Annotated in this window: 11 protein-coding genes and 1 tRNA gene; all 12 read left to right on the top strand. The window is 59.5% G+C overall.

All coding sequences use genetic code 11. The annotated features are described in order from the left end of the window. Window positions 1-41: 41 nt before the first annotated feature. The 12 genes from DW003_RS02780 to rmuC all read left to right on the top strand — a co-directional run bounded on the left by DW003_RS02780 (window position 42) and on the right by rmuC (window position 11655). Window positions 42-986 (top strand): zinc dependent phospholipase C family protein, encoded by a 945-nt coding sequence (locus DW003_RS02780; RefSeq protein WP_118271077.1) that lies wholly within the window; start codon window positions 42-44, stop codon window positions 984-986. 101 nt (window positions 987-1087) lie between these two features. Continuing rightward, on the top strand, window positions 1088-2347 hold the full coding sequence (locus DW003_RS02785) for an MFS transporter (protein ID WP_118271078.1): 1260 nt from the start codon (window positions 1088-1090) through the stop codon (window positions 2345-2347). A 171-nt stretch (window positions 2348-2518) separates the two neighbouring features. Beyond that, the gene (locus DW003_RS02790; RefSeq protein WP_118387415.1) at window positions 2519-3706 is read left to right on the top strand and encodes a glycosyltransferase; all 1188 of its coding nucleotides are present in this window, start codon (window positions 2519-2521) and stop codon (window positions 3704-3706) included. After that, entirely contained in the window at window positions 3703-5046 is a 1344-nt protein-coding gene (locus DW003_RS02795; protein ID WP_117584171.1) for a histidine kinase, read from the top strand. The genes DW003_RS02790 and DW003_RS02795 overlap by 4 nt, the downstream gene beginning before the upstream one ends. A gap of 72 nt (window positions 5047-5118) precedes the next feature. Continuing rightward, on the top strand, window positions 5119-5835 hold the full coding sequence (locus DW003_RS02800; protein WP_006235156.1) for a LytTR family DNA-binding domain-containing protein: 717 nt from the start codon (window positions 5119-5121) through the stop codon (window positions 5833-5835). A 96-nt stretch (window positions 5836-5931) separates the two neighbouring features. After that, complete coding sequence (locus DW003_RS02805; RefSeq protein WP_117584170.1) at window positions 5932-6399, top strand: YfcE family phosphodiesterase; 468 nt, start codon at window positions 5932-5934, stop codon at window positions 6397-6399. A 400-nt stretch (window positions 6400-6799) separates the two neighbouring features. Continuing rightward, window positions 6800-6877: transfer RNA gene (locus DW003_RS02810), tRNA-Asp, on the top strand. 358 nt (window positions 6878-7235) lie between these two features. Further along, the gene (locus DW003_RS02815; protein WP_118387417.1) at window positions 7236-7721 is read left to right on the top strand and encodes an Rrf2 family transcriptional regulator; all 486 of its coding nucleotides are present in this window, start codon (window positions 7236-7238) and stop codon (window positions 7719-7721) included. A 21-nt stretch (window positions 7722-7742) separates the two neighbouring features. Then, window positions 7743-8648, top strand: coding sequence for an adenine glycosylase (locus DW003_RS02820; protein WP_117758024.1), 906 nt, complete (start codon window positions 7743-7745; stop codon window positions 8646-8648). A gap of 114 nt (window positions 8649-8762) precedes the next feature. Next, window positions 8763-9302 carry a rubrerythrin gene (rbr, locus tag DW003_RS02825; RefSeq protein WP_118387419.1) on the top strand — a complete coding sequence of 180 codons (540 nt, stop codon included), beginning with the start codon at window positions 8763-8765 and terminating at the stop codon, window positions 9300-9302. Window positions 9303-9740: 438 nt separating this feature from the next. Beyond that, window positions 9741-10175 (top strand): hypothetical protein, encoded by a 435-nt coding sequence (locus DW003_RS02830; protein WP_118093954.1) that lies wholly within the window; start codon window positions 9741-9743, stop codon window positions 10173-10175. A 124-nt stretch (window positions 10176-10299) separates the two neighbouring features. Continuing rightward, complete coding sequence (gene rmuC, locus DW003_RS02835) at window positions 10300-11655, top strand: DNA recombination protein RmuC (RefSeq protein ID WP_118387633.1); 1356 nt, start codon at window positions 10300-10302, stop codon at window positions 11653-11655. Window positions 11656-11755 lie beyond the last annotated feature (100 nt).

The following is an 11755-nucleotide window of genomic DNA, read 5'->3' on the forward strand; positions in this document are numbered from 1 at the left end:
GGGCATAATGGGTGGCATCGAATGAAATCGAAAGGATCATTATGCCCGCGCTTATCACCCATCATCTGTTTGGCGAGGAAAGCATCGACCGTCTTCCGCAGGGCGTCATCACGTCCGATGAAGAGCGCATTGCCTTTATCTTGGGCAACCAAGGCCCCGACCCGTTTTTCTTTCACATTCTGACACCGCGTGTTTCCGACTGCACGCTGCTGGCGCAGGTCATGCATCGGTCGCGCATGTCTCGCCAGTTCGCGTGCCTGCGCGACGGCGTGTCGCATCTGCTGCCGCGCGACGCCAGCTTGGGTCGTGCCTTTGCGCTGGGCCTGCTGTCTCATTACGTGCTCGACCGCAACGCCCACCCCTTTGTCTATGAGCAGCAGTTTGGCATCGTGGAGTCCGATTCAGAGCTTGAGGATTCGAGCAGTCAGGTCCATGCCGTGATCGAGAGCGACCTGGATGTACTGATGCTGCAGCTTAAACGCGATGGCGCTACGGTTGACGATTACCCGCCGGCGGGCGAGATCGTCACCACCGATCGCATCAATCGCGTGGCCGGCGTGCTGATGAGCTATGTTGCCGGACGCGTGTACGGCATTGACATTCCGGCGGGGGAGTACGGTGCTGCCGTTGCCAATATGCAGCGACTTTACCGCGCGATTGAGCCGGCCGGCTCCGCAAAGACGCGCGCGATCTCGCTGGTTGAGGGCTTGGTGCACGACTACTCGCTGCTCGACGGCCTTGCCCATCGCGTGACGACGGAGCTGCCCGAGCGCACCGGTAACCTGGGCCATCTGACATGGAAGAATCCCTTTACCGACGAGGTCTCGAACGAGAGTTTCCCCGAGGTCTTTGATCGCGCGCTGGTCGATTACGAGTGCACGGTCGCACGTTTTATCGAGACCGGCGACATGGACGCCGTGACCGGCCACATCAACTACAGCGGTCGCGTGCTCGAAGCCGATGAGGAGTTCGACCGCGAGGAATAGGGCCCGTGAGTGCCCCTTTGCCGAATCCTTACCGGCGGTTCTGGACAATTGGGGTACGATGAACTAACTGCATATCGGGCGAATACGAAGGGTCCCTGTCCATGAAATACACCAAGCTCGAGCGTAACTGGGTTATGTATGATGTGGGCAATTCGGCCCTCGTGCTGCTCAATACCTCGGTGGTGCCCATTTACTTTAACGCCATCAATACCGGCGCTTCCTCGGCCGACCTGGTGGTCGCCTGGGGCAATGCGCAGACGATCGCCTCGCTGGTCATCGCCATGCTCATGCCCATTCTGGGCGCACTTGCCGACTACGCCGGCAACAAGATCAAGTTCTTCTTGGGCTTCTTCCTCACGGGCCTGGTGCTTTGCCTGGCGCAGGCTATCCCAATGTCCGCCATGGCATTTTTGACCGTGTACGTGCTGTGCACCATCGGCCTTAACTCTTCTATGACGTTCTACGACGCCATGCTGCCCGACATTACCACCGACGAGCGCATGGACGCCGTGTCCAGCTCGGGCTATGCCTGGGGCTACATCGGTTCCACCGTGCCGTTCGTCATCTGCCTGGCGCTCATCATGGGTGGCCCCGCTCTTGGCGTCCCCACCATGCTGGCAACGCGTCTGTCGTTTATCATCACTGGTGCCTGGTGGCTCATCTTTACCCTGCCGCTCATTCGCACCTATAAGCAAAAGTACGGTCGCGAGCGCAAGCCCGAAGACACCATCGGCCACATCGTGGGCGGTGTGTTCTCCGAGGTCGGACACACCATGCGCGAGATCGCTCACAACAAGACCGTGCTGGTCTACATGATCGCGTTCTTCTTCTATATCGACGGTGTGCACACGGTCATTTCCATGGCCACCAGTTACGGATCGGCCTTGGGCATCGATTCGACGCAGCTGGTGCTGGCGCTGCTCGTCACGCAGTTTGTGGCTTTCCCGTCCGCCATCATCTACGGCAAGCTCGCCGGACGCGTGGGCACGCTCAACATGATCTTGGTGGCAGTCGCCGCCTATATGGGCATCGTGCTCTTTGCCGCGTTCTTCCTAAAGACCGCCTTTGAGTTTTGGGTGCTTGCCATTTTGGTCGGCCTGTTCCAGGGCGGCGTGCAGGCGCTCAGCCGTAGCTACTTTGGCCGCATTATTCCCAAGGAAAAGTCCAACGAGTACTACGGCTTCTTTGACATCTTTGGTCGTTATGCAAGCGTTATGGGCACCTTCCTGGTGTCGGTTGTCACCTCGCTGACCGGCAACCCCTCGCTGGGCGTCCTGTCTATCGGCGTGCTGCTGGTGGTGGGCTTTATGCTGCTGGTCCGCTTGTCCCGCATGACTCGGGCGGCAGAGCATGCCGCATAGGAGCGAGCGGCTATTGTGCCTGTCCACGGTACTCTTTTGGGGTTATCCGCAATAAACATTGCGACTTGCGAGCAATGATTTGCCCAAGTGGGTATGATGGAATCAGCTAGGTCGCGGGGCGTCGCCTGTGTTTGGCGGCGTCCCGTTTTTGTGTTGCAGGGAGGGTAAGGCATGAACGCCACGGTCGTGATTCCAACGTATTGGGCGGGCGATGACGCTCGCGCAAACGCCCCTGGCACCTATGACCATTCGACACGACTCAACGCCGATAATCCCGAACTCGACCGCTGCCTGGCCTCGCTTGAACAGGTGCGCGACATCCCGCGCATCATCCTTTTGGTGGTCTGTCCCGTTTCTGCTACAGCCGATGTGTCGCTGCGCGTGCACGAGATTGTCGACGCGCATCCCACGCTCAAGGTCACCGTTGTCACCAACACCCAGGCCTCGCGCATCGCAGACCGGGTTGCTCAGATCGCGCCTAAGGGTTCGGGCGAGTGCGTGAGCCTGCGAGGCTACGGTGCCATCCGCAACATGGGGCTAGCTTGTGCCGCTGTGCTGGGGCATGACGCGGTTATCTTTTTGGATGACGATGAGACTGTCATCGACGCCGACTTTATGAAGCGCGCGACCTATGCGTTGGGGCAGCAGACGCGTCAGGGCTTGCCGATCTTGGTCAAGAGCGGCTATTTCTACGATCGCGACGGATCGCCGCTTGCTCCCACGGACAAGGCGGGCATCTGCCATCGTTGGTGGACCAAGCGCATCGAGTTCAACCGTTGGATGAAAAAGGCGCTCTCGGGCACCCGCATCTCGCGCTCCAACTACGTGTGCGGCGGCCTGATGGCCCTGCACGCCCGCGCCTTTACGCGTGTGGCCTTTGACCCGTTTATCACCCGCGGCGAGGACTTGGATTACCTCTTTAACATGCGTATGTTTGGCTACGATGTGTGGTTCGATAACGAGTGGACCGTGCGCCATCTGCCTCCGGAGTCCGAAAAGCGCTCACCGCGCTTTATGCAGGATGTATACCGTTGGTACTACGAACGGGCCAAGTTGACGTTCGCCGCGCATCAAAAGGAGCTCATTCCCGTTACGGCGGCATCACTCATGCCCTACCCGGGCCCGTGGATTTCGCGCGAGCTCGACGACCGCGTGCACAAGACCGCTATGGTCCGCAGCGTGTTTACCCGCGAGCATGAGGGCTACCTGCGCATTTGGCGCCATGGTATCGGCGAGGCAAAGGCCTATGCGCGCCAAAACGCTGCAAGCTACCTGCGTTTCCAGAGCTTTTGGCCCAAGATCATGGACGGGCTTTGGCGTGACGCACAACTGATCAGTATCCTGGAGGGGGCCGAATGATCGACCGCCGCGCCCAGCGCGATAGTTCAATATCAATCTTTCGCATCATTGCCGTTGCCTGCGCCATTTGCGTGCTGGTGTACTTTATTTTTGCCTTGGTGACCGGTATCGAGCCGATCGCCACGGTGATTGCCTGCGCGCTGCTGTGCATCTTTCTGTGCATCTTTATCTTTTTGACGCTCAATCCCGATTCGGTGCGCTCCCAGTACACCGAGGAGACGCTCTCGGTGGCCTCGGCCATGCTCGAGGACATTAAGGGCGGTCTGACGCAGGAGTCGGCGCGTTTGGTGTGCCGGCGCATTTTGCCCGAGACGCGCGCCATGACGGTGGCCATCACCGACGAGGGCAACGTGCTTGCCTGCGCGGGCGAGTTTGAGGAAAAACTGCTGCCCGATACTCCCATCCACACGCTTGCCACACGCTACGTTATCGAACATGGCATCGTGCAGTCGTTCAACCGTATGGTGGATGTCGTGGGCTCGGACGGCTCGCACAACCAAGTCCCCGCCGGCATTATCGCCCCCATCAAGGTGGGCGATCGTACCGTCGGTACGCTCAAGTTCTACTACAAGACCCCGCGCGCCGTCGACCGTACCCAGTACGCGCTTGCCTCGGGCTTTGCCGAGATCTTGTCCACACAGCTCGCCATCCACGAGCTCGAGGTGCAAAAGGAGCTCACGGCGCGCGCCGAGGTGCGTGCGCTGCAGGCGCAGATTAACCCGCACTTCCTGTTCAACACGCTGAACACCATTGCATCGTTTACGCGCACCGACCCGCTGCGGGCTCGCGAACTGCTTCGTGAGTTCTCATCGTTCTATCGTGCCACGCTCGACAACTCGGGATCGCTTATTCCGGTCTCGCGCGAGGTCGCACAGACCAAGCGCTACCTTACCTTTGAGAAGGCCCGCTTTGGCGAGGACCGCGTGCTTGCGACGTTCGATGTGTCCGAGGACGTGGAAGATACGCTGGTGCCGGCGTTCGTGATCCAGCCGATTGTCGAGAACGCCGTACGTCATGGTATGGGCGATGACGACGCCCTGAGGATCGACGTGACCGTTCACCAAGACGGCGAGGATGCAATCTTGATTGCCGTGGCCGATAATGGCGTGGGCATGGATGAGGGTACCGCCGCCAGACTGTTTGACGAGCGCTCTGCCCGTCCCGACGCCAGCTCTCCCCAGGGTGGCGGCGCCGGTGTGGCCATGCACAATATTTCGGAGCGCATCCATCGCTTTTATGGGCCGCACTCCTATACGCGTGTCGAATCGGCGCCGGGCAAGGGCACCAAAGTGCTCCTTCATCTTGATTTGTCAGAGAGCATCTTTGACATTCAAGAGTAAAATAAAAGGCTACGGGCTCAACGTCATGCGACGGATGCCCGGCGTAGTTAGTTGACGAAAGGTTTTATCCCTATGCTGCGTGCGATGATTGTGGATGATGAGGCGCCGGCTCGCTCGGAGCTTCGCTTCCTGCTCGAGCAAACGGGCAAGATCGGCACGATCACGGAGGCGTCGAGCGTCCGCTCCGCCATCGAGATGCTTATGGAAAGTCGCGTGGATGTCGTGTTTCTCGATATCTCGATGCCCGGTGCCTCGGGCCTGCAACTTGCCGAGGCGCTGCATAAGCTCAAAAATCCGCCGGCGATCGTGTTTGTGACTGCGTATAGCGACCATGCGGTCGAGGCATTCGACGTGGATGCCGTCGATTATCTGATGAAGCCGGTCGAGGAAGCTCGCTTGGATCGCGCGATCGAGAAGGTCATGCAACGCGCCAAGCCGGTTACGGACAGCAAGGTGACCATCGAGCGTATCCCGGTGGAAAAGGGTGGCCGCAAGGTGCTCATTCCCGTGGACGACATTCGCTTTATCATGGCCAAGGACGATTACTCCTGCATCTATACCGTCGATGATCGCTTTTTGTCGACGACCTCGCTGGCGCAGTTTGAGGCCAAGCTCTGCGACTTTGGCTTCTTCCGTGTTCACCGCCGCTATATCGTCAACTTGGCGTGCGTTACGGACGTCGAGACGGTGCCCTCGGGCGCCATCCAGCTGGGCATTACGGGCGTCGACGAACGCGTGCCGGTTTCGCGCCGCCGCGTCGTGCCGCTCAAGAAGGCTCTGAGTCTCTAGCACACTGGCCCCGCAGCCCTGTAGACCCATCGTCTGCGGAGCCGTGGGGCCTTTTTTGTATGTATCTGCCGAATCGTTTTTTGCGGAAGGGATCCCATGAACAGTGCAAGCGCCAAGCGTATTGACATCATCTCGGACACCCACGGCTATCTTTCGCCTGCGCTCCTGGATGAGCTTGAAGGCGCAGACCTGATTATCCACGCCGGCGACCTCACGTCAGAGATGGACTACGAGCACCTATGCACCATCGCCCCCGTGCGGGCCGTACTGGGCAACAACGATTACTACCGCGACTACGGCCCCGATGTAGACCGTCTTGCGCTCTTTACCTACGAAGGCCTCAAATTCGCCGTAGCCCATTACCGCGAAGACCTTCCGGTGGGATCCGTAGACGTAGCCATCAACGGTCACACCCACGTAACCAAAGAAGCCCAAGTGGGCCGCTGCTTAGTCCTCAACCCGGGCAGCGCCAGCTACCCCAGAGGCACCCGAGGCCCCACCATGGCCAGAATGCTCGTTAAAGACGGCAAGATCCTAAGCACCAAGTTTATTGACTTGGACTAACCGCAACAAAAACGGGGGATGCATCCCCCGTTTTCTTTCAGCCAAAGGCAGAGTCCCAACAAGAATCTAAGACAACCCCGCCACGGAGAACGGGGCCGCCGAGCCGCGAAGCGGCGAGCAACAAGAACTGGTTGAAGAAAGTGACGGCAGGGAGGGTCTCCGGGGCTGGGGGCGGGGGTTAAGTTTGTCGCGAGTTCCGCACGCAAAGGAAAGCACTTAATGTGCTTTCCGTCTTGCGCAGGACTGTAGAGCAGCAAACTTAACCCCCGCCCCCAGCCCCGGAGACCCTCCCGGAGGGACCGAAAAATTTTTTCAAAAAAGTTGTTGCGCGCCGGACAGACTTCTGTGTATACTAATCCCCGCAGCGCACGCGAGCGGAAACAAACGCGAACGCCTGCCTGGGGAGTTAGCTCAGTTTGGTTAGAGCGCCGGCCTGTCACGTCGGAGGTCGCGGGTTCGAGCCCCGTACTTCCCGCCAACGCAATTAAAGCCACGTCTTCGGACGTGGCTTTTTGCGTTTGATGCACTTTGTTTCGATAGAACGATCGCCCTGGCGCATCTTCGCCCAGAATCCCCGCGCCTTCGGGAACGCAAGTAAAATCTAATAAGTCTATCTGTCTGAACAACAGCTTTGTTGCGCAACACCTGTTCAACGAGACAGGGGGTTAGGTTATACTAAATTGCACTGTAGGCCGCATCTGATGCATTTCGCTCCAAGCGCGGCACTCAGTGGATATCCGATTTACCATTTGGATGTCCTGCGGTCATTTAGCGTCTCGACACAAGCTCGGCCCCGGAGCTCGTTCGAGCTGTTCGTATTCCTTGAAAGGGGAAAAATGGACATATCGAGGAAGACTGATTACGCCCTTCGTATGCTGGCGATGCTTGCCGAGGATCCGGAGCGTTTGCTTTCTGTTCGCACCGCTGCCGAAGAGGTCAATGTTCCGTATTCGTTTGCCCGCTCGATTCAGCACGGTTTGGTCCAGGCCGGTATTGTGGAGAGCCTGCGTGGCGTCCACGGTGGCATGCGTCTCAAGGTCAGTCCGGACGACGTCACCATCCGCCAGGTCGTCGAGGCCGTTCAGGGCCCTATGGTTATGAATGATTGCACCGCACCCGATGGCGACTGTGCACGCATGGGCACGTGCTGCTATCATCCCCTGTGGGCCGGAGCTCAAGCGTTGATGCGCGATTACCTCGATTCCGTTTCGCTCGGCGACATCGTCGCTCACCGCCAGTTCCCGGCCGTCGATCCCAAATTCGCCGACCGCGAAGCGTTTCCCGAGCACGCCACCTGCGCGTGCGCTTGCCGGGAGGAATAGCGCCGCATAAGGAGCATAGATATGATTCAGGACCCCTTTCGTTCGATGATTCGTTCGGAAGGGGTCCTGCGTTATCGCGACCTTCCGTGGCGCCGCACGCGCGATCCGTACATCATTTGGCTTTCTGAGGTCATGCTGCAGCAAACACAGGTACCACGCGTGGAGACGCGTATGCCGGCGTGGCTCGATCGCTTTCCGACCGTGCAGGCGCTTGCCCAGGCCGCGCCTTCCGATGTTTTGGACGCTTGGCAGGGCATGGGCTACAACCGACGCGCTCTGGCGCTTCACGGGGCCGCTCAACGGGTCGTAGAGGATTGGGGCGGGGAGTTTCCGCACGAGACGCGTGACTTGGTCGCTCTGCCTGGTATTGGCCCGGCAACGGCGCAAGGTATCCGGTCGTTTGCGTTTGATCTTCCGGGCGTGTATCTGGAGACCAACGTGCGCACGGTCTTTCTGCATCACTTCTTTCCCGATGTACCGGCTGTTCCCGATCGCGAGCTGGTGCCGCTGATTCAGGCGGCCTGTCCGGCGGCCCCCGGTGCGGCGACCGACGAGATCGCTCCCTTTGCCGTGCCGCTCGATGATGCCGATACGCCGCGCGCGTGGTATTACGCGTTGCTAGATTACGGCGCATATCTAAAAAAGACGTTGCCCAATCCGTCCAGGCGCTCGGCGGGCTATAGCCGTCAATCAAAGTTTGAGGGCTCACGTCGCCAAAAGCGCGCGCATATCGTGCGCATGTTGCTGGCAGCGCGCGATGGCCAGCCGGCGGGGATTACGCTTGCTGATGCCGTGGTGGGCGTTAACGAGATGGAAGCGGCGGCTGGGCGTGGACCGGTCGAGCGCGAGCTTGTCGCGGGCATTCTGGCCGACCTGGAGCGTGAGGGCTTTTGCCGAGCCGAGGGCGATCGCTGGCTGAGCATCTAGCCCGTGCAAATCTGAAGAACAGGATTGTAAGGTTTAGATTTCCGGCATGAGGGCATCCTAAAGACGAGGCCGCTCGAAGCCTACGGGCGGCATGCGTTGAAGGGAAGTACACCTATGGATTTTGAGAATTCCCAAACCAAGAAGAACCTCGAGACCGCTTTTGCCGGTGAGTCCCAGGCACACACCAAGTATCGCTACTATGCCTCCAAGGCAAAGAAGGACGGCTACGTTCAGATCTCGAACATCTTTGCCGAGACGGCTGGCAACGAGTCCGAGCACGCCAAACTGTGGTTTAAGTATCTGCACGATGGCGCCGTCCCCGATACCCTGGACAATCTGCGCGATGCCGCCGCGGGTGAGAACTACGAGTGGACCACGATGTACGACGAGTTTGCCAAGACCGCCGAGGAAGAGGGCTTTGCCGAGATTGCCGCAAAGTTCCGTGGTGTTGCCGCCGTCGAGAAGGCCCACGAGGAGCGCTACAACAAGCTCGTCGAGCGCATCGAGTCGGGCGAGGTGTTTGAGCGTGAGGGCGTAAAGGTGTGGAAGTGCCTGAACTGCGGGCACCTGCATGTGGGTACCGAGGCGCCTGAGGTGTGCCCGGTGTGCAACCACCCCAAGGCGTACTTTGAGGAGCAGGTGGTGAACTACTAGCGCGTGACGCTAGCGTGAGCTGGGCCGGGAGGGCCGGACTACCTTCCCTCCTCGCTCACGGCTTCGCAGGGTCGCGTTGAGGGAAGGTAATCCGGCCCTCCCGGCCCGCTTTGGGTCGTCGCGTGCTCGTTACAGAAAAGCTGATAAGAAGTTTGTGTGCCGCCCCTTTTTGGGACGGCACGTTTTTGTGGGGTCCCGGTCTCCACAATTTTCGTCAAGCTATTGGTTAGATTTTGGTCAGTTGGCGTAAGGGCGGAAGGCCAAAAGATTGTTGGCGAAAAAAGCTCAGAGAAAGTGCTGGTAGGGGAGTTGTTGAGCTTTTCGACAGCTTTTGAGCAAAAGAAACTTTGTGGCTATTGCCGGCGATTGCGTTGTCGCGGTCATGGCGGTGCGGGATGCTGGTCGTAAGCGTCGAATGCTCCGATTTTGGAGGCCAGCATGGATCTGTTTCTTGAGACTCCGCAGCAACAAGCTGAGCGCATGCTGCGTCAGCAGCAACGACTCATGGAGATACAAATGCAAGGGGCGGCAGTCCAGCCCTTTGCGCAAAATGTCGTGCCCGCTGCTGTACCTGCAGCTGTGCCCGGGTGCGAATCGGCACCAGAGGCCTATTCCGTACAGCAAGATTCATATGCGCAGGAGCTCGCGTTCGACAAGCGTCGTGCGCGTCGTCGCCGCGTGGGCCAGCGCCTGCGCACCTTGGCGATGATCGTGCTCGTCCCGTTGGGGCTTGCGGCCATCTTTCTGGCGTCGTATGCCCTCACGTGCATCCTCAACGGTGCATCGCCCAACGAGGTGCTCCAACATCTAGCGGCCCTGGGCCAGCGCCTGGGTGACGTCATAACAACCATCCGCGCCGGCTGGGAGAGCTAGCGTTTTAGCGTCCGCGGCTCTAAGAGAAATTTGTCTGCAAGGCAGTGAGTGATCCGTGTGTGTGGCGGGGTAAGATTGATCGCGGTTTTGATTGATGATCGATTGGGTTTGTTGGGCGGAGTTTATGTCTGCAATTGATATTGCACTTATTGTGATTGCTTTGGTGGCGGTGGGGGTCGCTGCGGCCTGTGCCCTGCAGCTCAAGGGCCTTCGTGCCGAGTTGCGGGAGCGTGGCGACAGTAGCGCGGAAACGCTGGCAGCACTCGAGCAGGCCAACAACGCGCTCGATGCCCTGAACGTCGCGCTGGCCGAAACACGCCGCACGGCAAATGCCATCGCGCAGCAGCAGACGACCGATGCGGCCGTGGAGCAGCAACGTTACCTGGTCATCGCACGCGAGTTCTCGCAAGCTGGTGACCGGATGGATGACCTGCGCCGTGAGACGGCCCAACAGCTCGGCGCCAATCGCGAGGGCATCGAGCATCGCCTGGACAAGGTGCGCGAGACGGTCGATGCTCAGCTGGGCGCCATCCGCAAAGACAACAACGTGCAGCTCGATCAGATGCGCGCGACGGTGGACGAGAAGCTCTCTCGCACGCTCAACGACCGTCTGTCTGCATCGTTTAAGCAGGTGAGCGACCAGCTCGAGGCCGTGTACAAGGGCCTGGGCGACATGCAATCTATCGCCACTGGCGTGGGCGACCTTAAGCGCGTGCTGGGTAATGTAAAAGCGCGCGGCATTTTGGGCGAGGTACAGCTGGGTGCAATCCTAGCGGACATCCTTACGCCCGACCAGTATCTGGAAAACGTCGCCACCAAGCCCGGCGCCTCGGAGCGCGTTGAGTTTGCCGTCAAGCTGCCGGTGGACGAGGGCGATCCCGTGCTGCTGCCGATCGACTCCAAATTCCCGGGCGACGCGTACGGGCATCTGCTCGACGCGCAAGAGTCGGGTGATGCCGAAGCTGTGGCCACCGCGCGCAAGACACTCGACGCTATGGTGAAACGCGAGGCAAAGGACATCTGCGAAAAGTACCTGAGCGTGCCCGCGACCACCAATTTTGGCATTATGTTCGTGCCGTTTGAGGGCCTGTACGCCGAGGTCGTCAGCCGCCCCGGGCTTATCGAGACCCTGGGCCGCGACTATCACGTCAACGTTGCCGGCCCCAGCACCATGGCGGCCATTCTCAACAGTCTGCAGATGAGTTACCAAACGTTTAAGCTGCAAAAACGCACCGACGATGTACTGCGCGTGCTCTCCGCTGTCAAGGCCGAGCTGCCGCGCTATCAGGCGGCGCTGCGTCGCGCCCAGCAGCAGATCGAGACCGCGGGCAAAACGGTCGAGGGCATCATTACCACGCGCACCAACGTCATGGAGCGCAAGCTCAAGGACATCGACGCGCTGGAAGACGCCGACCAAGCCGATGAGATCTTGGGACTCACGCCCGCGGACCATCTCACAGACCAAGAAGACGAGGGCTAACTGCGCCTGGCGGCGGGGCGCCGGCGCAAACGCGGATGCCCCGCTGCTTTTCGCATCGTGCTTGCCTGAAGTGCGCTTCAATGTGCAACAATGGCGTTTC

The sequence above is a fragment of the Collinsella sp. AF36-3AT genome, from assembly GCF_003475205.1.
GTDB lineage: Bacteria > Actinomycetota > Coriobacteriia > Coriobacteriales > Coriobacteriaceae > Collinsella > Collinsella aerofaciens_AF.

Bases quoted from the DNA above. Each gene is read 5' to 3' on its own strand.
- DW003_RS02780 (WP_118271077.1), top strand. From the start codon at position 42: ATGCCCGCGCTTATCACCCATCATCTGTTTGGCGAGGAAAGCATCGAC.
- DW003_RS02785 (WP_118271078.1), top strand. From the start codon at position 1,088: ATGAAATACACCAAGCTCGAGCGTAACTGGGTTATGTATGATGTGGGC.
- DW003_RS02790 (WP_118387415.1), top strand. From the start codon at position 2,519: ATGAACGCCACGGTCGTGATTCCAACGTATTGGGCGGGCGATGACGCT.
- DW003_RS02795 (WP_117584171.1), top strand. From the start codon at position 3,703: ATGATCGACCGCCGCGCCCAGCGCGATAGTTCAATATCAATCTTTCGC.
- DW003_RS02800 (WP_006235156.1), top strand. From the start codon at position 5,119: ATGCTGCGTGCGATGATTGTGGATGATGAGGCGCCGGCTCGCTCGGAG.
- DW003_RS02805 (WP_117584170.1), top strand. From the start codon at position 5,932: ATGAACAGTGCAAGCGCCAAGCGTATTGACATCATCTCGGACACCCAC.
- DW003_RS02815 (WP_118387417.1), top strand. From the start codon at position 7,236: ATGGACATATCGAGGAAGACTGATTACGCCCTTCGTATGCTGGCGATG.
- DW003_RS02820 (WP_117758024.1), top strand. From the start codon at position 7,743: ATGATTCAGGACCCCTTTCGTTCGATGATTCGTTCGGAAGGGGTCCTG.
- rbr (WP_118387419.1), top strand. From the start codon at position 8,763: ATGGATTTTGAGAATTCCCAAACCAAGAAGAACCTCGAGACCGCTTTT.
- DW003_RS02830 (WP_118093954.1), top strand. From the start codon at position 9,741: ATGGATCTGTTTCTTGAGACTCCGCAGCAACAAGCTGAGCGCATGCTG.
- rmuC (WP_118387633.1), top strand. From the start codon at position 10,300: ATGTCTGCAATTGATATTGCACTTATTGTGATTGCTTTGGTGGCGGTG.